Origin of the sequence: Nocardia sp. NPDC058499 (genome assembly GCF_042719915.1) — a bacterium.
In the GTDB taxonomy this organism is placed as follows: domain Bacteria; phylum Actinomycetota; class Actinomycetes; order Mycobacteriales; family Mycobacteriaceae; genus Nocardia.
The window spans coordinates 50,863-72,650 of record NZ_JBHXMZ010000010.1 but is presented as its reverse complement, the minus strand read 5'-3'; the positions used below and the strand labels follow the sequence as shown (position 1 = coordinate 72,650).

The window sequence follows — 21,788 nt, the reverse complement described above, 5'->3', positions numbered from 1 at the left end:
GCCATGACAGCTGTCGCAGATCGTCCGCTCGGACCGGAATTGGCACGTACCCAGACCATCGAGCCCGGCACCGACGTCCTCGTCGTCGGTGTGGCCACCACCGACGACGGGCCCGTCCTGGTGCCCGAGGACCTCTTCGGCGATGTGCTCGACGCCGACCTGCGCACCCGGCTGCTCGATCAGGTGACCGCGGTCGGCGGCACCGGTAAGGCCGAACAGCTGATCCGGGTGCCCGCACCGGCCGGGCTGGACAACGTCGCCAGCGTCCTGGCCGTCGGGCTGGGCAGCGCCGAAGATCTGGACGCCGAGCAGATCCGCCGCAGCGCGGGTGTCGCCGCCCGCTCGCTGACCGGGGTCACGCGGGCCGTGACCACCCTGTCCGGTCTCGATATCGGCGCGGCCGTGGAGGGTTTCTACCTAGGCGCCTACTCCTTCACCCCGTTCCGGTCCGCGAAATCCGCGCCGAAACCGGAGGCCGCGCCCCTCGCCCGCCTGGAACTCCTCGTCCCCGAACCCGAATTCGGCGGTGACGCGCTGCTGCGCGCGCAGCTGACGGCCGAGGCCGTGGCCACCGCACGCGATTTCGTGAACACCCCGCCCAGCCACCTCTTCCCGGCCGAATTCGCGCGCCGCGCCGAACTGCTCGCCGGGGGCGCCGGGCTCGAGGTCGAGATCCTCGACGAGAAAGCGCTGGAGGCCGGCGGTTACGGCGGCGTCGTGGGCGTCGGCAAGGGATCCTCGCGGCCGCCGCGCCTGGTGCGGCTCACCTACCGGGGCGGCGACAAGAAGGTCGCGCTGGTGGGCAAGGGCATCACTTTCGACACCGGCGGTATCTCCATCAAACCGGCCGCGAATATGGAGAACATGACCTCGGATATGGCCGGGGCGGCGGCGGTCGTGGCGACGACCCTGCTGGCGGCACGGCTCAGCCTGCCGGTCACCGTGATCGCGACCGTGCCGATGGCCGAGAACATGCCCTCGGATACCGCGCAGCGGCCCGGCGATGTGCTCACCCAGTACGGCGGCACCACGATCGAGGTCACCAATACCGACGCCGAAGGCCGGCTCATCCTGGCCGACGCCATGGTCCGCGCCGGTGAGGACGATCCGCAGTACCTGATCGACGTCGCCACACTCACCGGCGCGCAGATGGTCGCCCTCGGCACCCGCACTCCGGGTGTGATGGGCACCGACGATTTCCGCGACCGCGTCGCCCGCATCTCCCGTGAGGTGGGCGAACACGGCTGGCCGATGCCGCTGCCCAAGGAATTGCGCGCGGACCTCGATTCGAAGGTCGCCGATATGGTGAACGCGACCTCGCACCGCTGGGGCGGCATGCTGGTGGCCGGCACCTACCTGAAGGAATTCGTGCCCGAGGGCGTGCAGTGGGCCCATATCGATATCGCGGGCCCGGCGTACAACACCGGTGGGCCGTTCGGCTATATCGGCAAGGGCGGTACCGGTGTCCCGGTCCGCACGCTCATCGCGGTGCTCGAGGATATCGCCGCCGAATAGGTCGCAGGCCCAGTCGGGCAGGTAACGAAGCGAGCCACATCCGGCGCCGTCCGCGGGCGGCGCCGGATACCTACCGCCGGCGGACGCGCAGATCAATCCTCGCCGAGTTCGCGTTCGATCGCGTGTTTACGTTCGATCCGGCGGCGGGCGTCGTAGTCGCGCATTCGTTGCGGGTAACCGGTCTTGCCGACGTCGTACACCGGGATCCCCAGATCGCGGGCGAGTCGCCGGGCACCGCGTTCGCCGACGATCCGCCGGGTCCACTCCCCATCCGCGGCTACCAGGACCACGGTGACATCGGTCACAGTTGTCTTCGGTTCTACGAAACCCTCCACTCCGGTATGCGTGCGCACCCAGTCCGCCAGGTACGCGGCTTCGGGCGAGCGGCCACGGGAAACACGGCCACGCCCAGGTGCGACGCGACGGAAACGATCGAGTAAGCCCATTGCGGCCGACCTCCTGCTCGCTACCGAACCCGCCGTACAGGGCGGTGATTCCATGGTGCCGCAGAGCAGAATGGGATGCCCTCCGGTAACCGCGCGCGGCGACGGGTGCAAGGATGGTTCCCGGAACAACAACCACACGGATCTCCGGCGCCGCGCAGAATGAACGTCGGCTGGAACACTGTCGCGACCCGCGACGGGATCCACCGGAACGAACTGTTGTAGACCCGTCGAGCAGTTAGAGGAGTCAACGGACATGGCCTTCTCCGTCCAGATGCCCGCTCTTGGTGAGAGCGTTACCGAGGGAACGGTGACACGGTGGCTGAAACAGGAAGGAGACACGGTCGAGGTCGACGAGCCGCTGCTCGAGGTCTCCACCGATAAGGTCGACACCGAGATCCCGTCCCCCGCGGCGGGTGTGTTGACGAAGATCGTCGCGCAGGAAGACGACGTCGTCGAGGTGGGCGGCGAACTGGGTGTTATCGGTGAGGCCGGCGAATCCGCCGCCCCCGCGCCGGCTCCGGAACCGGCTGCTGCCGAACCCGAGCCCGCCCCCGCGCCCGCGCAGGAAGCCGCGCCCGCACCGGAACCCGCACCTGCTGCGGAGCCCGCGGCGGCGTCCGGCCCGGCCTCCGGGACCCCGGTGAAGATGCCGGAACTCGGCGAATCGGTTACCGAGGGCACCGTGACCCGGTGGCTCAAGGCGATCGGTGACGAGGTCGCGGTCGACGAACCGCTGCTCGAGGTCTCCACCGACAAGGTCGACACCGAGATCCCCTCGCCCGTGGCGGGCACGCTGCTCGAGATCACCGCGAACGAAGACGATGTGGTGGAGGTCGGCGGTCAGCTCGGCGTGATCGGCTCCGGTGCACCCGCCGCGAGTTCTGCCCCCGAGCCTGCTCCCGCTCCGGCTCCCGAGCCGGCTCCGGCGCCCGAACCCGCTCCGGCCCCCGAACCCGCTCCGGCTCCCGAACCTGCTCCGGCACCGGCCGCTGCTGCCCCGGCACCCGCGCCTGCTCCTGCCCCGGCTCCTGCTCCCGCGGCGCAGGCTCCCGCTCCGTCCGGTAACGGCGCCACCCCCTACGTGACCCCGCTGGTCCGCAAACTGGCCGAGGAGAACGGCGTCGACCTGTCCACCGTCACCGGTTCCGGTGTCGGCGGGCGGATCCGCAAGCAGGATGTGCTCGCCGCCGCGGAGGCCGAGAAGGCTCCCGCCGCCCAGGCCGCGGCTCCGGCCGCCGCCCCTGCGGCGAAGGCTCCGGCCGCACCCGCGCCCAGCCCCGCGCTGGCGGCACTGCGCGGGACCACGCAGAAGGCCAACCGGATCCGGCAGATCACCGCGACCAAGACCCTGGAATCGCTGCAGACCACCGCGCAGCTCACCCAGGTGCACGAGGCCGATGTCACCAAGATCGCGACCCTGCGGTCGAAGGCCAAGGCCGAGTTCGCCAAGCGCGAGGGCGTGAACCTGACCTTCCTGCCGTTCTTCGCCAAGGCCGTGGTGGAGGCGCTCGGGGCGCACCCGAACATCAACGCCAGCTACGACGCGAACAGCAAGGAGATCACCTACCACGCGTCGGTGCATCTGGGGATCGCCGTGGACACCGAGCAGGGCCTGCTCTCGCCGGTGATCCACAATGCCAGCGACCTGTCGCTGGCCGGGCTGGCGCGCGCTATCGCCGATATCGCCAACCGGGCCCGCACCGGTGGACTGAAACCGGACGAATTGGCCGGTGGCACCTTCACCATCACCAATATCGGCAGCCAGGGCGCCCTGTTCGATACGCCGATCCTGATGCCGCAGCAGGCGGGCATGCTGGGCACCGGTGCCATCGTCAAGCGGCCCACCGTGGTCACCGACGATTCCGGTAGCGAATTCATCGGCGTCCGCTCGATGTGCTACCTGCCGCTGACCTACGATCACCGCCTGATCGACGGCGCGGATGCCGGACGGTTCCTCACCACCATCCGGCACCGCCTCGAAGAGGCGGCGTTCGAGGCCGATCTCGGCCTGTAAGGTCACGGAGATGCTGGTTGTGGTGGCCGGTTCGTCCGGACTGATCGGCACTGCTCTCGTCGCGGCACTACGCCGCGACGGGGAGCAGGTGCTCCGATTGGTCCGGCGCCCGGCCGCCGCGCCCGACGAACGCCGCTGGGATCCCGCCCGCGGCGAACTCGACCCGGCCGTTTTCGACGGTGCGGATGCGGTGGTGAACCTGTGCGGTGCCGGGATCGGCGGTAAACGCTGGTCCGGTGCGTACAAGCAGGAACTCCGCGACAGCCGGATCACCCCCACCGATGTGCTGGCGACGGCCGTCGCGCGGGCCGGGGTGCCGACGCTGGTGAACGCCAGCGGTGTGCACTACTACGGTGACACCGGCGCCCGCGCGGTCGACGAAAGCGGCGCGCCCGGTACCGGTTTCCTGCCCACCCTGTGCGTGGACTGGGAAGCGGCCACCCACGCGGCCACCGAGGCCGGCGCCCGCACGGTGTTGCTGCGCAGCGGGGTCGTCCTCGCCGGCTCCGGCGGGATGCTGCCGCAACTGAAGGCCCTGTTCCTGTTCGGTCTGGGCGGCCGGCTCGGCAACGGCCGGCAGTATCAGCCGTGGATCTCCCTCGACGACGAGATCGGCGCGATCCGGCACGCGCTCACCACCCCGTCGGTCCGCGGTCCGCTGAACGCGGTGGGTCCCGCACCGGTCACGAATGCCGAATTCACCCGCGCCCTGGGCCGGGCCCTGCACCGGCCGACCCCACTGCTGGTCCCGGGTTTCGCCCTGAAACTGGCGGTCGGCGAATTCGCCGACGAGGCGATCCTGCACAGCCCCCGCGCGCTTCCCGGCGTGCTCGAGGCGACCGGTTACGAATTCCGCCACCCCACGGTCGGCGCGGCACTCACCGCCGCGGTGGGCCGGTGAACCCCGCCACCGCCACCCTGGTCCGCGATGCGCGGATCGGTGATCTGCCCGCGATCCTGGAGATCCACAACCGGGCGATCGCCGAAACCACCGCCATCTGGGACGACGAACCCGTCGATCTGGCCGACCGGCAGGCCTGGTTCGACAACCGCACCGCGCACGGCCGGCCGATCGTGGTGGCCGAGGTCGACGGTGAGCTCGCCGGTTACGCCAGTTACGGCCCGTGGCGGCCCAAATCCGGGTACCGGCACACCGCCGAGAACTCCATCTACATCGCCGACCACTTCCAGCGGCGCGGTATCGGCGCGGTCCTGCTGGCCGAACTGATCGAGCGCGCCCGGGCCGCCGGCGATATCCACGCCATGATCGCGGTGATCGAATCCCGCAATACCGCCTCCATCGCGCTGCACGAACGGTTCGGTTTCCGCACCGTAGGACAGCTGCCCGAAGTGGGCCGCAAATTCGGCCGCTGGATGGATCTGACACTGATGCAGCTCACACTGGAGATGAGCGTAACGTCGTGATCGTGAACAACACCCGTACCGCAACCCGGTCGGCACGCTACGACAGCACCCCCGTCGACGTGCGCGACCTGGGGCTCATCGAGTATCAGCCGGCCTGGGATCTGCAACGTGAACTCGCCGCCGAGCGCGCCGACGGCCGCGGCACCGACACCCTGTTGTTGCTGGAACACCCGTCGGTCTACACCGCGGGCCGCCGCACCGAGGAAGCCGACCGCCCCACCGACGGCAGCCCCGTGATCGACGTCGACCGCGGCGGCAAGATCACCTGGCACGGGCCGGGACAGCTGGTGGGCTACCCCATCATCCGGCTCGCCGAGCCGATCGATGTGGTCGATTACGTCCGGCGCCTGGAACAGGCGCTGATCCAGGCGGTCACCGATCTCGGTGTGGAATGCGGGCGGGTGCCCGGACGTTCCGGCGTATGGCTGGCCCCGTCCGGTCTGCTGCCCGAACGCAAGATCGCCTCCATCGGGATCCGGGTACAGCGCGGGGTCACCCTGCACGGGATCTCGCTGAACTGCGACCCCGACCTCGGTGCGTTCGGCGCCATCATTCCCTGCGGTATCCGGGATGTGGGTTCCACCAGCCTCAGCCAGGAACTCGGCCGGACGGTCACCGTCGCCGAGGTCCGGCCGCGGCTGGCCACGGCGATACCGGCCGCGCTCAACGGTGAGCTTCCGGTTACCGAGCACGATATTCCGCAGGCCCCCACCCCGGCCGTCGCGGAGCCCGCCGCCGCCACCGCGGCAAGCGATTCGAAAGGTCCTACCGCATGACCTCCGCCCAAGCCCCCGCCGGCCGTAAACTGCTGCGTATCGAGGCCCGTAACGCCGAGACCCCGATCGAACGCAAACCCGGCTGGATCCGCACCCGCGCCACCATGGGCCCCGAATACACCGAGCTCAAGGGCCTGGTGAAACGCGAGGGCCTGCACACCGTCTGCGAAGAAGCGGGCTGCCCCAATATCTTCGAATGCTGGGAGGACCGCGAGGCCACCTTCCTCATCGGTGGCGAACAGTGCACCCGGCGCTGCGATTTCTGCCAGATCGACACCGGTAAACCGTCCCCGCTGGACCGCGACGAACCGCGCCGGGTCGCCGAAAGCGTGCAGGCCATGGGCCTGCGCTACTCCACCATCACCGGTGTCGCCCGCGACGATCTCGACGACGGCGGGGCCTGGCTCTACGCCGAAACCGTGCGTGCCATCAAAAAACTCAACCCGAACACCGGCGTCGAACTGCTGATCCCCGATTTCAATGCGAAACCGGATCAGCTCGCAGAAGTGTTCTCCTCCCGCCCGGAAGTCCTGGCGCACAACCTGGAAACGGTCCCCCGCGTCTTCAAGCGGATCCGCCCCGCCTTCCGCTACGAACGCTCCCTCGAGGTACTCACCGCCGCCCGCGCCGACGGCCTGGTCACCAAATCGAACCTGATCCTCGGTATGGGCGAAACCCCCGACGAGGTCACCCAGGCCATGCGCGACCTGCACGAAGCGGGCTGCGATATCCTCACCATCACCCAATACCTGCGCCCCTCCCCCCGCCACCACCCGGTGGACCGCTGGGTGAAACCCGAAGAGTTCGTCGAACATTCGAAGGCCGCCGAAGAGATCGGTTTCGCCGGCGTCATGGCCGGCCCGCTGGTCCGCTCCTCCTACCGCGCCGGCCGCCTCTACGCCCAGGCCATGGCCCACCACGGCCGCCGGATCCCCGAAACCATGGCCCACCTGGCCGAGGAGGGCACTGCGTCCCAGGAAGCCAGCGCGGTCCTGGAACGGTTCGAGTCGCGGGCCTGACACAACCGGTCCCCGTACCGGAGATCCGAACCCGGATCTCCGGCGCGTAATCGGAATCGAGGTAAAGGCGGCGGAAACCGTGCGGCCCGAAGATTTCCGGGGCTACGCCACCTCGAGCGCCGCCTCGGTGATCGGTTCCATACCGGCTACGTACTGTACTGCGGTGTCCAGCAATTGCCCTTCGGCGAAAAGCTCTCCTGCCTCCCGATCAGCGCGCTCTGGACAACTCCGCCCGAGTGACCCGGAACGCCGGAATATCGACCCGAGGCCAATCGGGCCGATGAATCGGGCGCCGCGAACCGGTCGACATGGGTGAACCCACCGAACAGGAGTGCACCCATGGTCATCGTCGCAGGACATCTGCTCGTCGCACCGGACGGCCGGGAGGCCTATCTCGCCGGCTGTATCCCCGTGGTCGAACAGGCCCGGTCCGCACCCGGCTGCCTCGATTTCGCGATCAGTGCGGATCTCACCGATCCTGCCCGGATCAATATCTTCGAGCGCTGGGCAACCCAGGAGGCCGTGGAGTCCTTCCGCGGTGCCGGTACCGCCGAGCAACAGAACACGGCGATCCGGGCCGCGACCGTGGCGGAATACGAGATCGCCGAGGTCCGCTCCCTCACCTGAGCACTGTTCACATCAGCGAGATCGGCGATCTCTAGGGTGTGGTGCGCTAGTGAGCGCATATCCGACCGAGGCGACATGCTGCGTCGGGTGATGACCCGAACAGGAACCGCCCCGTCGGAGCTGACCCGATCCGCACGGTCAAGGGCCCTGCTGCGTTGCTTGCAGCTCATTCTTCCCCAGCGTTCTTGCTGTGGGCGGCTGGTCCCTGCCTCAATCGGTCGAATGCGTCGTCGACAACCGCATCGACCAAGCCGGCACCTCGCAGGACAGCATGCAGATTGTCCAGGTCAACAGCCTGTACAGGCGCTTCGTGGTGGCGTTTCTCGGCCGATCCGGAAGATGCCTCGTCCTCGATATCGTCGGGAAAATACGGTACCTCGGCTTCGATGGGGTAACCGGGATAGCGGCCGGCGATGAGCGCCGCGTACTCTTCGTCGTCGATCGGGGCCCAGCAGCCGGGCCGATAGCCCTTATCGGCCTCTTCGAACATGCCCGTTTCGAGCGCGATGACGAACGTTTCGAGCCACGCTTCGAGGGAGGGGTAGCGGATATCCCGGGACTCGGATTTGCTGGGGATCTCGATGAGCTGTCCGGGTTTGCCGTCGAAAGCACCCTGGAGATCGATGCACAGATGGTCGCCGTAGATGTTTCCCAGGAACGGGACCCACCCGGGTCCCCACCACAATTCCTCGAAACCTTCGGTCTCTTTGACCCACACCATATCTTCCATGGTGTCGGCGATCTCGCGGGCCGACATCAGGAACCAGAGCGACTCCAGGCATCCGTCGTAGTCCCCGCTCTGCCCATTACGCCAGGTGAGCAGCTCCCGAAGCGGCGGGGGAACCTCACCACCGGCAGCACGCGCGAGCTCATCGATATCGGCGGTCGAGGCGCCGGGAGCGAGTCCGGCATAGTAGGCGGGCCGATTCACCGCGAGCCATCGGTCGAGTCGCGTGAGGAGGGGGTGCATACCGCAAACCTACCGGCGACGCCTCGGGCCCGGCCGGGCATCAGAAGTCGTCCGAGTAGTCCTGCGTGATCCAGCGGTCGGGACGGATCGTGAACAGGACCGATTCGCGGCCGTCCATCTGCTCGGCGAACGCACGCCCGGCTTCGGGACCGAGGTACCGAGTGGCGATGGATTCGCGAACGTCCAGCGGGGAGGGGGTCGCGGCATCGACTACGGTGCCTTCGATGATGATGTACTGATACGGCAACTCTTCCCGTTGCACGACCAACGTCACCACCCCGGCTTCCCGGATGAGCCTGGCCTTGCGCCGGTTCGCGCCGGTATTGATCCTGATGTCACCGCTGGGTGTGTAGTCGTACCAGATCGGGACCGACGCAGGCGGGCGCCCATCCGCCGCCGCGACCGACAGCACCGCAATATGCTTGCCCGCGAGGAACTTCTGACGTTCGGCTTCGGTGAAAGGTTTCGGCATAAACGATGTAACCACCGGACGCGGGGCTCTCTTCCCCGCCGAACAGGTCCGGCTCGGACCGCGGGTGCTCAGGGGTTGAGCAGGGATCCCAGGAGGGCGATCGTGCCTGCCCAGGACTGGGCGGCGGCCAACGGCTCGTAGGCGATACCGGGCCGGCCGATATCGCCCGAGCTCGGATCGGTGAACCCGTGCGCCGCCTGGCTGAACGTGGTGAGCGTGTAATCGGCGCCGGCGGCGGCAAGTTCGCGCTCCAGGGCGTCGATATCGGCGCGCGGTGCGTACGGGTCCTGCCCGCCGGCGTAAACGGAGATGTGTGCGCGAACAGTGCCCGGCCGCGCGGGCTCCTCGGTGGTGAGCAGGCCGTGGTAGCTCACCACCGCCCGCGCGCCCGCACCGCTGCGGGCCAGTTCCAGTACACATTTGCCACCGAAGCAATAGCCTATCGCCGCCGTGCGCCCGGGATCGACGACCGGCAGACCCTTCAGCGCTTCGTGCCAGGCCACCGTGCGGGCGCGCACCCGCCCCGGGGCACCGAGCAGGCCGGCGAAGGGCCCGCCCGCCGCATCCGGGGCCGGATACGACTGTCCCCCGCCGTACATGTCGACGGCCAGGGCCGTATACCCGAGATCGGCCAGGCGCTGGGCGCGTTCACGCATCATTTCGGTCAGCCCGTGTGCGGTGTGCACCACGAGCACTCCCGGGTGCGGCCCCGGCCCGTCGGGTACGGCCAGGGCCCCGATGAGGTCCGCTCCGTCGTGATGCAATGTCACCGCGGTAATTTCGGCCACCGGGCACCTCCTTTGCTGCCGGCGATCCGACTGTGCAGTCGCCGATGAGAGTATCATTCTCGTATAGAAAGAATCTCAATCACGCCAAGTGGGCGACATCTCCCTCGCACAGTCATCCGGCACCAGCCGATTCCGCGATCGACACAGGTCTCCGCGGCGCAGCGCGGGATCATCGGCCCCACGTCGGACGAAAAGGCGCAATATACCGAGAACGGCCGAGTGCGGAACGATTCGTATCGTTGCGCACTCGGCCGTTGATGGTAGCGGGGACAGGATTTGAACCTGCGACCTCTGGGTTATGAGCCCAGCGAGCTACCGAACTGCTCCACCCCGCGTTGCGCTGGTAACCATAGCGCACGAGGGGCCGCCGGACCAAAACGCGGCCTCCGGCCCGCGATATCCTCGTGGACCGGCCGTGGCCGAATCTCGCCCACCGAGCCCGGCGGCCGGCCCAGTGAGGTGGTGCACAATCCCGCCCGGCACGTCCGGTCCGGGAATACGGGGTGTTACCGTGACCCCGCGCTGGTTACCGCCCGTCGACGACGGGTGGTTCGTAAGAGGGAATCCGGTGGGAATCCGGAGCTGCCCCGCAGCGGTATGTGAAAACGACCGCGGTCATCGAGCACTGGGCCCCCGGCCTGGGAAGCGACCGCCAGTAGGTGACGCCGTCCGGTGTCGTGTTCGCGAGCCCGAAGACCTGCCGGCGTGGCCCGGCCGACGGTCGGGTCGCTGTCGGCTCCGAGGGAACGGTTGACGAGATTATGACTCGCGGTACTCGCATGTCTGCAGGCGTCGGATCAGGGGCGGTGCGGGTAGCTACGGCCCGATGAGAGCGAGAGCGAAACGCCGGCTGCCCGTGCCGGTTCTCGTGGCGGGCCTGACCGCCGCGCTGGCGGTGGTTTCGGTGCTCGCGCTGGGGCTCGGCGCGGCGCATATCCCCTGGCGTTCCACCGTCGGGTTCCTGTGGGCCGAACTCACCGGCGGCACCGTACTCACCGGCGAGGTGGCGAACTACCGGATCGTCGTGGACTCCCGGCTGCCGCGGGTCCTGCTGGCGGCCTGTGTCGGCGCGGGGCTCGGCGGGGTCGGCCTGATCGTCCAGGCCATGGTGCGTAACGCCCTGGCCGATCCCTATGTGCTGGGTATTTCCTCCGGGGCTTCGGTGGGCGCCACCGCGGTCATACTGTTCGGAGCATTCGGCGCGCTGGGAATCTACGCGCTGTCGACGGCGGCTTTCACCGGCGCGCTGGGCGCCACGGCCCTCGTATATCTGATGGCGCGGTCGGCGTCGGGGTTGGTGCCGTTGCGGCTCGTACTCACCGGCACCGCCATCGGTTACGGGTTCTCCGCCGCGACGACCGTGCTGGTGTTCCTGGCTCCGCGGGGCGGCGATACCGCCCGGTCCGTCATGTTCTGGTTGCTGGGCAGTCTGGCCGGTGCCACCTGGCAGAGGGTTCCGCTGGTGGCCGCGGTGGCCGCGGCCGGCCTGGCCGTGATCGCGCTCTGCGCGCGACAGTTGAACGCGTTGTCGATGGGCGACGAGGTGAGTGCGGCGCTGGGGATGAATGCCGCACGCTTCCGGCTGCTGCTGTTCGTGGTCTCCGCCGCGATGACCGGATGTTTCGTCGCGGTATGCGGGGCTATCGGATTCGTCGGCCTGATCGTGCCCCATGTCGCCCGGCTGCTGGTGGGCGCCGATCACCGTCGGCTCGTCGCGGTGACCCCGGTTCTGGGTGCGGTGTTCCTGGTGACCGCGGACCTGCTGGCGCGCACCCTGATACCGCCCCAGGAACTACCGCTGGGAGCCGTCACCGCCGCGGTGGGCGTGCCCGTGTTCATCCTGCTGATGCGCCGGCGCGGCACGCTGGTGGAGCGCGGCTGATGCGGGTCGACTACGCCGGCGTCACGGTCGAACTCGACGGCACCCCGATCGTGCAGGCGGTAACCCTGACGGCCGCACCCGGACAGTTCATCGGCATCATCGGCCCGAACGGGAGCGGTAAATCGACTCTGCTGCGCTGTCTGTACCGGGCGCTGTCGCCCGCCTCCGGCCGGGTACTGGTGGACGGCACCGATATCACGGCGATCAGTATGCGGGAGAACGCCCGCCAGGTGGCGGCGCTGGCCCAGGACACGTCGACACCGTTCGATTTCACCGCCGCCGAGGTCGTGGCCACCGGACGTCTACCGCACACCACACTGCTACGCGGCACCCGGCGGCGGGACGACGAGATCTGCGCCGCCGCAATGGCGACCGCCGATACTGCGCATCTCGCCGACCGCGGTTTCCTCTCCCTGTCCGGCGGGGAACGGCAGCGGGTCCTGATCGCGCGAGCGCTGGCGCAGCAGCCGCAGGTGCTGGTGTTGGACGAACCGACCAATCACCTCGATGTACAGCACCAATACACCGTCCTCGCGGCCGCGCGCGGCCTGGGTATCACCGTTGTCGCGGCGCTGCACGATCTCAATCTGGCCGCGCAGCACTGCGATCGGCTCTTCGTCCTGCACGGCGGCCGGCTGGTGTGCTCGGGCGATCCGCACGAGGTGATCACCACCGAGGTGATCGGCCGCTGGTTCTCGATCGGCGGCCATATCTTCACCCATCCGCGGCTGGGTGTTCCGCAGGTCATTTTCGACGACAAGGATTACCGATGACAACCTTCCGGCCGATAGTGGCCCTGGCGGTGACCGCAGTAGTGCTCACCGGATGCGGCGCCGAGATACAGGAAACCGCGAACGCTGGCGCCCGACAGCAGGTCACTGTCACCAACTGCGGTACCCCGCTGACGATCGACGGTATCCCCGAGCGGGTGGTCGCCAACGACACCGGCATCACCGAAATGTTGTTCGCGCTCGGGCTGGCCGATCGTCTCGCCGGCTACACCACCTATCCCGGAAAGGAACGCGATATCGCGTCCTCGCCGTGGCAGGCCGATTTCGAACGCACCCCGGAGCTCGGCGACGCCTTCACCAGGGAGGCCGTCCAGGCCGCGGCACCCGATTTCGTTTTCGCCGGCTGGAATTACGGGTTCCGGGAGAGCACCGGCCTGACCCCGGACTGGGTGCGCTCGATCGGCGCGGACCCGTATCTGCTGACCGAATCCTGCCGGCAACCCGGGACCGATCAGCGCGGTGTGATGGAACCGCTCGACGCCCTGTACACCGACCTGAGGAACCTGGGCGATATCTTCGGGGTGCGCGCGAAGGCGGACGAACTCGTCGCCGGATACCGCGAGCAGGTCGCCGGGGCCGACGCGGATGCCCCGGCGGAAGCGGCCCGCGTCTTCCTGTTCGACAGTGCGAGCCCGGAGCCGCTCACCTCCGGCCGTACCGCGGCGCCCTCGCAGATCATCCGGGAGGCGGGCGGCAGCAATATCTTCGACGATCTGAACGATTCCTGGACCTCGACCTCCTGGGAAGCTGCCGCGCAGCGTGATCCGCAGGCGATCGTGATCGTGGATTACGGTGCGGGCCCGGAGAACACGGTGCAGGCCAAGATCGAGCAGCTGCGCCGGCATCCGCTGATGGCGGGTACCACCGCCGTCCGGGAGAACAATTTCCTCGCATTGCCCTATGCGGCGTTGGTCGAGGGGCCGCGTAATCCGCAGGCGGTGGTCACGGTCGCGGAATTCCTGCGCGCCGCGGGCTATTAGCCGCGTCGTGGTAGCCCGCGGTCGCGTTCGGCCCGGCCTACCGGGACGTGAACCGCTGCAGCAGCGCCGGGATCTTCGACGCCGACATCAGGGCCTTGAACTGCCAGCTGTCGTCGCGCGGGAGGATCCCGCCGCGCTGCGTGACATCGAAGGCGTCGTAGAGGGTTTCACCTTCCTCCATGAGTCCGTCGACGTTGAAGTGGTAGCGGTCGACCGCTGGGCACTGGATGAAACGGCCGGTGCCGTACAGGACGGGGGCGCTGTCGTCGTAGGGGTAGAGCCGCAGTGGGCCGTCCCAGTGGCCGCTGCCGATATAGCGGATCACGACCCGGACCTTCTCGTCGGGCATGACGTCGAGATAGACCTGGTCGGGCAGCGGATCGTAGCGCCAGTCCGGGATGGCGTCGAAGAAGGCGAAGTTGTACTTCACGAATTCGTCGATCCCGGTGATGGTGCGGCCGAAGGTGGTGACATCGGTGTAGCGGATATCCGGCGCGTACAGCTCGTGGTTGAGGCTCATATCCCGGGCCAGGAAGCTCCACCAGTATTTCTTCGCCCACTCCATCAGCCAGGACAGGTCGAGACCGAGTTTGCCGTAGTACTCCAGTTTCCGGTCGAACTGGACGAACCATTCCTCGGTGGTGGCCTGCAGTTCGGGTTCGGGGATCACCCGGATCGGTACCGCGCGATTACCGTCCAGGAACTCGGGAGCGGGCCGGGCGAGGCGGGGGCGGCGCAGGGCCTGCTGAAACTTTTCCTCACTGAACACAGCGGCAACCTTTCGACGGGCGCGGGCCGGCCGCACCCGGTAGCAACATGAATCGTATGATTCATGTTGAATCACCTGATGTCAATGGTGGCGGTCGATGCGAGGATGATCCGATGAGCGCACCCAAGCTGTGGCGCGGCCGGACCCTGGACGACAGGTCCGCGGAGCGCCGCGAACAACTCGTGGACGTCGGATTCGACCTGCTGGGCACCGACGGACCGGCGGCGGTCACCATGCGGGCGGTCACGCGCCTGGCGAACCTGAGTCCGCGCTATTTCTACGAGAGCTTCACCGACCGCACAGCGCTGCTCACCGCCGTCTACGACCGCCTGGAAACCGAACTCCTGGCCAGGCTCGGCGCGACCGCCGAGGCCACGGATGCGCACACCACCGTGCGCTCGGCACTCGAAATCTGCGCCGCCTACTTCGAGGAGGACCCACGCCGGGCCCGGGTTCTGCTGCGCGAACCACTCACCGACGACACCCTGCGCCGCCACAGTGCGGACCGCCTCCCGGCCTTCCTCCGCACGATGCTCCCCGCTCTCGGCGACGAGGTGAGCGCACTGCTGCCCGACAGCGAAGAAGCCCTGATCATCAGCGCGACCGCACTCAGCGGCGCACTGGTCGCGCTCTACGTCGACTGGATCGACGGCCGGCTCCCGGTACCGCGCGACCGGCTGGTCGACGCGGCCACCGACATCGTTCTCGCCCTCGCACGAACAACCGTCTAGAGCCATCCTGGGAGCAGTGAGCCGTACCGGCACGATGGCCCGGCCCGGCCGCCCGCACAGGCACAACGGCCCCCTCGACTGCCCGCACCGGCACGACGGCCCGGTTCGGCTGTCCGCACAGAGCGGTCGGAACCGACCGGACCAGGGCCTGCTTCTGCTCCTGCGCCGCCTGCGGTCGGCACGCCGTCCCCGTCGAATCGGCCGAACGCATCGAAACCGGGATTGCGCCGGGCAGGTCACCACCGAACCCACTGCGGCGAGCACCCGCCCGAACCGCGCGGTTACCCGTCAGGGGCAGCCGATTCCTTCCACCACACCCGGTGGTCGATATTCGGTGGCAGCGGATGGAACGCGAGAACCGCGACCAGACCGAGCGCGTGTGCCCGGGGGGGGTCGGCGGGCACACGCATCGAGGACCTGCCCCGGGCCCGGCGCGGAGTAACGCGCCGTCGATTCCCCCGCGGCCGCGCGGTGATCCCGGCCCCGCACGAATGGCGTACGACAGAGTCTGTGCCACGGCAGGTTCGAGGTGAGCGGCCTCCGGGCTGCGGCTCGGTACGCCGCCGCCCGGCTGCCGGACGCATAGCGAGTAGTGGGCGGAACAGGCGGCGAATCACGACCGGACCCGATCATGGCCGGTCCGCCGGCCGCGGTCCGCGTGGCGGGAACAATCCTCCTACGCCCGGAGCTAGTGTGTAGCCGCGCCCGGCAGACCACGGGCACGGATCCGTTCATCTGGTTCTCCCTCGCAGTCGTGCACGCCCACTTGTTCGTCGAATGAAGGTGGTGTGACCAATGTCCAGCGCAAACCCCGGCCATCGGCGTCGCCTCGGCCGCACCGCCTTGGTCTTCGTATTCGCCGTGGCCGGCCTGCTGATCCCACCGCGCGCCGAGGCCGTCGTCGCCGAAAGCGCCTGTGGCGCGCCGCTGACATCCGCCGCTGTCGCCGAGATCGCCGAACTCTCCGATACCTCCGAACTGCTGGACGAGAGCACCGGGTCCTCGCTGACCCGGCTCGAACGTGCGGTGGAACAGCATCGGCGGATCACCGAGATCCTGGTGGCGCATCGGGACCGGCGAGGTCTGCTGGCACTGGGACTCGATGCCGTGGAGCGGGCCGCCGTCATGCCGTTGCAGCGCAACCCCCACGCGTTCGTCGATCCCGAATGGGCGCATCGCATCAGCCTCGATCTGCTGACCCGGTTCCTGCGCAATGTGCACGCCGAGTTCACCGGCGCACCGGCCGAGCCGCAGTGGGCCCACTATTTCGCGCTCACCCGGCAGTGCGAACTGTCCGCGGCCCGGGTTGCGATGGCGGGCTACAACGCCCACCTCACCGTCGACCTCGCCTATGCCGTCGCCGCGACGCGGGCGACACCGGCCCAGGCACGCGACCATTTCACCATCGTCGACGCGATCGCCCGCCACGGTTTCCTCATCGTCGATCTCACGAAAGCCGTCTACGGCGCAGATCTGGGCCCGCTGTGGCGGTTCTATTTCGTGGGCGAGGGGCTCGATGCCGTCCTCGGCGCGGGTGTGGCCACCGGTCCCCTGCTGCGCCTGGCCGATGCGGGCGCCAATGTGGTGATCTTCGGCAACGGCCTGGCTCTGCAGGATCCGGCGGCCGCTCCGGCTGTGCGGGCGGAGATCGATGTGCTGTGGCGCAGCGCCGATGCCGCCTTCGAAGTGCTCGCCGCCCGCGGCGCACTCTAGCCCGAACGGGCCACCCGGAACCCCACATCGTCGAGGCGCAGTGTCGGATGGCTGCGCCGCCGCACCGAGGCCCGGCAACTCCAGTGTTCGTCGAACCAGCCGCCACCGCGCAGCACCCGGTATTCGCCGTAGACGGCGGGATCGTAGAAATCCCAGCACCACTCCCAGACATTGCCGAGCATGTCGTACAAGCCCCACGCGTTGGGCCGTTTCCGGCCGACGGGCTGCGCGGCGCCGCCCGAATTGCTGCGATACCAGGCGATTTCGTCGAGCTCACCGTAGCGGGGCCCCGTGGTTCCGGCCCGGCAGGCGTATTCCCATTCGGCTTCGGTGGGCAGACGATACCCGTCGGCCGAGGCCACCGGTTCCGTGTCCTCACCGGCCCGCCGGTACACCGGGGTCAGGCCTTCCCGCTCGGACAGGCGATTACAGAATCGCACCGCATCCTCCCAGGACACACTGTCGGCCGGCAGCCCGTCACCGGCCTCGTCCCCCATGATCGCCGCATACTGCGCCCGGGTCACCGGCAGCGCCCCGATGCGGTACGCCGCCAGCTCCACCGGCCAGCAGCGTCGGGTCCGGCGATCCGACAACTCCACCCGGCCGGCCCGGATATCCACCAGCGCGATCTCTCTGTTCACCGGTTCTGCCTACCAGCAGAGACACCCGGCGAGTAAAGAGGTCATCCACCGATCGCGACGATGTCGTATGCGGTACTCGGTGTCGACGGCGTGGTGAACCGGGCATTGGGTAGGTAGAGACGCTCCCCGAAAGCCGCCACTGTCGTCGGAACGTCGAACCGGTCGTCCCGCAGGCGGCGTTCGACCGAGCCGTGAACACCTGCACCGTCGAGCACCACCTCGGCGATCGCGCCGAGCCGATTCTGCACGACCAGCAGTCTGCAGTCGTGCCAGAGCAGTCCGTCACCCTGGGGCACCGACTCGGAACCGAGGTCGACCGGGGTCGCCGTCCCCGTCACGGGGTCGACACGGTAGAGCCGCCCAGTCGCCGATTGCACGAGAATCAGGCCGGTACCGTCCGGGGTGCCGACGATACCGTTGGCATTGATCGCCCCCTGAACGAAACCGAGGTCACCGATCAGCGGTAGCCGCACCACCTGATCGGCCCGCGGCAGCGCACCCGAGGGGCCGAGCGGCAGGTGGTACAGCACAGGAGCATGCGAATCGGTGAACCACGCCCCCGCGGGGGTGAGCACCACATCGTTGACGAACGGGTCCGCGGATTCGAACCGATAGCGCGCCAGCAGTTCCCCTGTCCGGGTATCGATCACCCGGGCGTCTCCCCCGGCACCACCGGCCACGAACAACCGACCGCGCCGATCGAGCTCGAGCCCGAGCGCCGGGGTGCCCGGGCCCGGACTCAGAACCGAGCCGAGGCCGGTTCGCAGATCCACCCGATAGACCGTCCCGTCCAGTCGCGATCCGAGGTAGGCGACCGGCGAGTATCCGATCGCGATACCTTCCGGCGCGAACCCGGCAGGTAGTGCGATCGTGGCCGGGAACGGACGCTCGTCCCGGCATCCGGGCACGGCAAGAAAGGCGCCGAGCACCACGAGCATGACCGCGATATCGAGCAGGCGACCCATCGCTGAACCTCCAGCCGCGCTAGTAGCCGATTGTGAAGTGGCGGATGACATCGGGGGTCTCGAGTTCGTCCAGAATCGCGACGGCAAGGTCCTCGGCCGAGACCCGGGAACTGCCGTCGGCGTCGACCAGCAGCGTGGTTGTTCCGCGCCGGTAGGTTCCCGTCCGCGATCCTGGTTCGAGTAGGGCAGGTGGACTCAGATACACCCAGTCGGCCGGATGATTGCGGCAGGCCTCCAGTTGGGCGACGCTGGCTCCCGCGATGGTCCGGATCGATTCGGGTACGTATTCGGGACTGTCGAGAACCAGCCGATCAGGATCTCCCGGGGTCCGCAGCGGCGCGGCGCCGCCGACAACGAGAATCCGGATTCCGTGCTCGGCCGCCACATCGAGCATCGTGTTCGTAATTGCCGCCACAGTCCGTTCCTGCCCCGGCACCGGGCGAGTCGCGGCCACAACAGCGTCCGCGCCGGCGAACACCGCACTCATCTGTGAGCGGTCGTTCGCGTCGCCCCGGACGGTGACGACGCCGGACGGCAATGCCCGCGGCCACCCGTTCCGAATCACGGCCACCGAGTCGTGGCCCCGGTGGGCGGCCTCGATGACAACGCGAGAGCCGACCATCCCGGCGGCGCCCACCACGGCGATTTTCATCGTGAGATCTCCTTCGATGTGAGTGCGAGAGATGCTGCGGACCGGCGAGCCGGTGCAGGAAGCTGGCCTGCGACGATCGCGGCCAGCGCGAGCCCGAATCCGACGAGTTGGACCGGGCCGAGCGTCTGTCCGAGCAGGACGGCACCGAGGACGGCGGCGACCAGCGGCGAGAACAGCGTGAGTATCGCGACCGCGTTCACCGGCAGACTGGTGACGCCCCGGAACCACAGGACATACGCGATCAGCCCACCGAACAGTCCGAGCCAGAGGTAGCCGAGGACGGCCGGCAGATCGATCGCCGGCGGTGCGCCTTCCACGAAGACCGTGAGCGGGACCAAGAACAGCCCGCCCGCCGTGAGCTGCCAGCCGGCGAAGGCGGTCGGCGTCGTCCCGGCGGGCCTGCCCCATCGTTTGGTGAGCGTCAGCCCCAGTGCCATCGACGCCGCGGCGCCGAGCCCGGCGACGACCCCGACACCGTCGAGGGCCGCGGCAGGCCCGAGTACCACCAGACCGACCCCCGCCAATCCGAGCGCACCCCAGGCCATCCGCCACGCGGAGGGGCTCTCGTGCAGTACGGCGACTGCCAGCACGGCCACGACCAACGGTTGCGCGGCGGCCAATGTCGCCGCGACTCCGCCGGGCAACCGTTCGGCCGCGATGAACAGCAGCGGGAACATCAGGCCGATATTGAGCACCCCGAGCACCGCGGCCTTCCCCCACCAGGCGCCGCGCGGCAGGGTCCGGGTGATCGCGAGCGCGATCACCCCGGCCGGTAGCGCCCGAAGCACGCCGGCGAACAGCGGATGCCCGGCGGGAAGGAGCTCGGTGGTGACGATATAGGTCGTGCCCCAGGCGACCGGAGCGAACGCGGTGAGCGCGGTGCGGGACAGGTTGCCTCGACCGGTTCCACCGGACCCGGCCACAACCTTGTGTGCAACTGAACTTTTCACAGTAGAAGTCTCATCGCAGACAATCAATGAGTCCAATACATGCTTGTCACTTCATCAATCGCGATACAAGATTGATCTATGGAGCTCCAACAACTGCGCTACGTGCTCGCCGTCGCCGAGACGAACAATTTCACCCAGGCCGCCCAGCGCTGCTTGGTCGTCCAGTCCGCGCTCAGCCACCAGATCGCCCGCCTGGAGCGGGAACTCGGCGCGAAACTGTTCGAACGCACCAGCCGGCGAGTCCGGTTGACGCCCGCCGGCGCGGCGTTCCTACCGGCCGCCCGCCAATGCCTGGACGCCGCCGACCGCGCCGCAGCCGAGGCCGCCGCGGCGGTCGGCGAGGTTCGCGGACGTCTTGCCGTGGGACTGATCCCCTCCGTCACCGCGGTCGATCTTCCCGGCGCGCTCCGCAGTTTCCGCAGCTGCTATCCGCATGTCCGCATCAGCCTGCGGGTAGGGGCGAGCGAGGACCTCACCGAACAGGTGCGCGAAGGTGTCCTCGATATCGCTTTCCTCGGGCTCCCGACCACCGCGCACCCCCGCGGCGTCAACGCCCACGAATTGGCCCGCGACCGGCTCGTCGCTGTCGTCGCCCCCGAGCATCCACTCGCCGGCGAATCATCGGTCGACCTACAACGACTCTCCCGCGAAACCTTCGTCGACCTCCCGGCCGGAACCGCCGGGCGCGCGCAGTCCGATCAGGCGTTCGCCGCCGCCGGAATCGAGCGTGATGTCGCCTTGGAGGTGTCGTCCGCGGAGTACATCGCCCGGCTCGTCGCGCAGGATCTGGGCGTGGCCATGCTGCCCTCTGCATACGTCCCCCGGCTCACCGGCCTGGTCACGGTCGCCGTCTCCGATGCCCCGGCCCGGGTCGAGTACATCATCTGGAGCAGTGTCACTCGCACCCCCGCGGCGTCGGCGTTCCTGTCCGTTCTCGATATTCCGCTCCGAGCGGACACGGCAGCCGGCCGCTGATCCGGAACACACCCGCCGGAGCGGCGCCGGACCGGCCCGGACTTCTAGCGCGAGAGGACGGCCACCAGAAAATCGGATTCGGCGGTGAACGGGCGCAGATCCCAGGTCGAGAGCATGAGGTCTTCGTGGAAGCCCTGCTCCGCGGCGTCGGCGCGGAACTGCGCGAAATCGTAATCGCGCCCGGCACCGAAGCCGACGACCACGCGGCCGTCCGGCGCCAGATGCCGCGCGAAACCCGCGAGTACGGCCGGACGGGTGGCCGGCGCCAGGAATGTCACCACATTGCCCGCGCAGACGATCACATCGAAATCGGCGGGCACACCGCGTGCCGGTAGATCGAGTTCGGCGAGGTCACCGACGAGCCAGTCCGGGCCGGGGTAGTCGGCTTCGGCGGCGGCGATCAGCACCGGGTCCACATCCACCCCCACCACCGCATGCCCGGAATTGTGCAGGAACCCGCCCAGCCGGCCGGGCCCGCAGCCCGCGTCGAGTACCCGGCCCCGGCGGCCGAGCATCGCGTCGATCAGCCGTGCCTCCCCGAAGATGTCCTGGCCTTCGGCGGCCAGATCACGGAATCGCTGCACATACCACTGCGAATGCTGCGGGTCGGCGGCAACGAGCTCCTCCCATTTACTCGGAACGCGCCCTTCGGGGGTGTGGGCGTTCATCGGTTTCCTCCTCGGCTCG

At 68.5% G+C, this 21,788-nt stretch carries 23 protein-coding genes, 1 tRNA gene and 1 riboswitch; of the genes, 13 read left to right on the top strand and 11 right to left on the bottom strand.

From position 1 onward, the window contains the following. Positions 1-3: 3 nt before the first annotated feature. Positions 4-1,515: a leucyl aminopeptidase gene (locus tag ACFWPH_RS26745; RefSeq protein WP_378754878.1), complete on the top strand. Its 1,512-nt coding sequence runs from the start codon at positions 4-6 to the stop codon at positions 1,513-1,515. A 92-nt stretch (positions 1,516-1,607) separates the two neighbouring features. On the opposite strand, the gene ACFWPH_RS26740 is transcribed toward ACFWPH_RS26745, so the two are convergent. After that, complete coding sequence (locus ACFWPH_RS26740) at positions 1,608-1,961, bottom strand: oxidoreductase (protein ID WP_280414388.1); 354 nt, start codon at positions 1,959-1,961, stop codon at positions 1,608-1,610. Positions 1,962-2,214: 253 nt separating this feature from the next. On the opposite strand from ACFWPH_RS26740, the gene sucB reads away from it, so the two are divergent. From sucB to ACFWPH_RS26710, 6 genes are all read left to right on the top strand, one after another. Continuing rightward, positions 2,215-3,975 carry a 2-oxoglutarate dehydrogenase, E2 component, dihydrolipoamide succinyltransferase gene (gene sucB, locus ACFWPH_RS26735; RefSeq protein WP_378754876.1) on the top strand — a complete coding sequence of 587 codons (1,761 nt, stop codon included), beginning with the start codon at positions 2,215-2,217 and terminating at the stop codon, positions 3,973-3,975. A gap of 10 nt (positions 3,976-3,985) precedes the next feature. Beyond that, positions 3,986-4,876, top strand: a complete 891-nt coding sequence (locus ACFWPH_RS26730) for a TIGR01777 family oxidoreductase (RefSeq protein ID WP_378754875.1) — start codon at positions 3,986-3,988, stop codon at positions 4,874-4,876. Further along, the gene (locus ACFWPH_RS26725) at positions 4,873-5,400 is read left to right on the top strand and encodes a GNAT family N-acetyltransferase (protein ID WP_378754874.1); all 528 of its coding nucleotides are present in this window, start codon (positions 4,873-4,875) and stop codon (positions 5,398-5,400) included. Before ACFWPH_RS26730 ends, ACFWPH_RS26725 begins: the two co-directional genes overlap by 4 nt. Positions 5,401-5,402: 2 nt before the next feature. Continuing rightward, positions 5,403-6,176 (top strand): lipoyl(octanoyl) transferase LipB, encoded by a 774-nt coding sequence (gene lipB / locus ACFWPH_RS26720; RefSeq protein ID WP_378754873.1) that lies wholly within the window; start codon positions 5,403-5,405, stop codon positions 6,174-6,176. Beyond that, the gene (gene lipA, locus ACFWPH_RS26715) at positions 6,173-7,195 is read left to right on the top strand and encodes a lipoyl synthase (protein WP_378754872.1); all 1,023 of its coding nucleotides are present in this window, start codon (positions 6,173-6,175) and stop codon (positions 7,193-7,195) included. Before lipB ends, lipA begins: the two co-directional genes overlap by 4 nt. Before the next feature lie 339 nt (positions 7,196-7,534). Continuing rightward, the gene (locus tag ACFWPH_RS26710) at positions 7,535-7,822 is read left to right on the top strand and encodes a putative quinol monooxygenase (RefSeq protein ID WP_378754871.1); all 288 of its coding nucleotides are present in this window, start codon (positions 7,535-7,537) and stop codon (positions 7,820-7,822) included. 166 nt (positions 7,823-7,988) lie between these two features. Here the strand turns inward: ACFWPH_RS26710 and ACFWPH_RS26705 are convergent, their stop codons facing one another. From ACFWPH_RS26705 to ACFWPH_RS26690, 4 genes are all read right to left on the bottom strand, one after another. Beyond that, entirely contained in the window at positions 7,989-8,792 is an 804-nt protein-coding gene (locus ACFWPH_RS26705; RefSeq protein WP_378754870.1) for an SMI1/KNR4 family protein, read from the bottom strand. A gap of 40 nt (positions 8,793-8,832) precedes the next feature. After that, positions 8,833-9,264, bottom strand: coding sequence for a pyridoxamine 5'-phosphate oxidase family protein (locus ACFWPH_RS26700; RefSeq protein WP_378754869.1), 432 nt, complete (start codon positions 9,262-9,264; stop codon positions 8,833-8,835). A 68-nt stretch (positions 9,265-9,332) separates the two neighbouring features. Further along, complete coding sequence (locus ACFWPH_RS26695; RefSeq protein WP_378754868.1) at positions 9,333-10,052, bottom strand: dienelactone hydrolase family protein; 720 nt, start codon at positions 10,050-10,052, stop codon at positions 9,333-9,335. Between the two features lie 258 nt (positions 10,053-10,310). Beyond that, positions 10,311-10,387 (bottom strand) — tRNA-Met (locus ACFWPH_RS26690). 171 nt (positions 10,388-10,558) lie between these two features. Beyond that, positions 10,559-10,772, top strand: a riboswitch (cobalamin riboswitch). A gap of 106 nt (positions 10,773-10,878) precedes the next feature. Here ACFWPH_RS26690 and ACFWPH_RS26685 point away from each other — a divergent pair. From ACFWPH_RS26685 to ACFWPH_RS26675, 3 genes are read left to right on the top strand one after another with little or no spacing between them, the layout of a single operon-like run. Continuing rightward, a complete protein-coding gene (locus ACFWPH_RS26685; protein WP_378754867.1) occupies positions 10,879-11,934 on the top strand; it encodes a FecCD family ABC transporter permease in 1,056 nt (351 codons plus the stop codon). Beyond that, the gene (locus tag ACFWPH_RS26680; protein ID WP_378754866.1) at positions 11,934-12,707 is read left to right on the top strand and encodes an ABC transporter ATP-binding protein; all 774 of its coding nucleotides are present in this window, start codon (positions 11,934-11,936) and stop codon (positions 12,705-12,707) included. Before ACFWPH_RS26685 ends, ACFWPH_RS26680 begins: the two co-directional genes overlap by 1 nt. Continuing rightward, a complete protein-coding gene (locus ACFWPH_RS26675; RefSeq protein WP_378754865.1) occupies positions 12,704-13,705 on the top strand; it encodes an ABC transporter substrate-binding protein in 1,002 nt (333 codons plus the stop codon). The genes ACFWPH_RS26680 and ACFWPH_RS26675 overlap by 4 nt, the downstream gene beginning before the upstream one ends. Positions 13,706-13,742: 37 nt before the next feature. Here ACFWPH_RS26675 and ACFWPH_RS26670 read toward each other — a convergent pair whose 3' ends face one another. Further along, the gene (locus ACFWPH_RS26670; protein WP_378754864.1) at positions 13,743-14,474 is read right to left on the bottom strand and encodes a nuclear transport factor 2 family protein; all 732 of its coding nucleotides are present in this window, start codon (positions 14,472-14,474) and stop codon (positions 13,743-13,745) included. Positions 14,475-14,587: 113 nt separating this feature from the next. Here ACFWPH_RS26670 and ACFWPH_RS26665 point away from each other — a divergent pair, with 113 nt between their 5' ends. Both ACFWPH_RS26665 and ACFWPH_RS26660 read left to right on the top strand, forming a co-directional pair. After that, positions 14,588-15,205 carry a TetR/AcrR family transcriptional regulator gene (locus ACFWPH_RS26665; protein ID WP_378754863.1) on the top strand — a complete coding sequence of 206 codons (618 nt, stop codon included), beginning with the start codon at positions 14,588-14,590 and terminating at the stop codon, positions 15,203-15,205. A gap of 795 nt (positions 15,206-16,000) precedes the next feature. Then, on the top strand, positions 16,001-16,918 hold the full coding sequence (locus ACFWPH_RS26660) for a DUF5995 family protein (RefSeq protein WP_378754861.1): 918 nt from the start codon (positions 16,001-16,003) through the stop codon (positions 16,916-16,918). Here the strand turns inward: ACFWPH_RS26660 and ACFWPH_RS26655 are convergent. The 4 genes from ACFWPH_RS26655 to ACFWPH_RS26640 are packed head-to-tail and all read right to left on the bottom strand — an operon-like array spanning position 16,915 to position 20,126. Then, positions 16,915-17,541: a formylglycine-generating enzyme family protein gene (locus tag ACFWPH_RS26655; protein WP_378755080.1), complete on the bottom strand. Its 627-nt coding sequence runs from the start codon at positions 17,539-17,541 to the stop codon at positions 16,915-16,917. The genes ACFWPH_RS26660 and ACFWPH_RS26655 overlap by 4 nt on opposite strands. Before the next feature lie 59 nt (positions 17,542-17,600). Further along, positions 17,601-18,524: an SMP-30/gluconolactonase/LRE family protein gene (locus tag ACFWPH_RS26650; RefSeq protein ID WP_378754860.1), complete on the bottom strand. Its 924-nt coding sequence runs from the start codon at positions 18,522-18,524 to the stop codon at positions 17,601-17,603. Between the two features lie 19 nt (positions 18,525-18,543). After that, positions 18,544-19,176, bottom strand: a complete 633-nt coding sequence (locus tag ACFWPH_RS26645; RefSeq protein ID WP_378754859.1) for an NAD(P)-dependent oxidoreductase — start codon at positions 19,174-19,176, stop codon at positions 18,544-18,546. Then, entirely contained in the window at positions 19,173-20,126 is a 954-nt protein-coding gene (locus ACFWPH_RS26640; protein ID WP_378754858.1) for an EamA family transporter, read from the bottom strand. The genes ACFWPH_RS26645 and ACFWPH_RS26640 overlap by 4 nt, the downstream gene beginning before the upstream one ends. Before the next feature lie 78 nt (positions 20,127-20,204). On the opposite strand from ACFWPH_RS26640, the gene ACFWPH_RS26635 reads away from it, so the two are divergent. Next, on the top strand, positions 20,205-21,101 hold the full coding sequence (locus ACFWPH_RS26635) for a LysR family transcriptional regulator (protein ID WP_378754857.1): 897 nt from the start codon (positions 20,205-20,207) through the stop codon (positions 21,099-21,101). Positions 21,102-21,145: 44 nt separating this feature from the next. Here the strand turns inward: ACFWPH_RS26635 and ACFWPH_RS26630 are convergent, their stop codons facing one another. Continuing rightward, positions 21,146-21,769 (bottom strand): class I SAM-dependent methyltransferase, encoded by a 624-nt coding sequence (locus tag ACFWPH_RS26630; protein ID WP_378754856.1) that lies wholly within the window; start codon positions 21,767-21,769, stop codon positions 21,146-21,148. Positions 21,770-21,788: the final 19 nt, after the last annotated feature.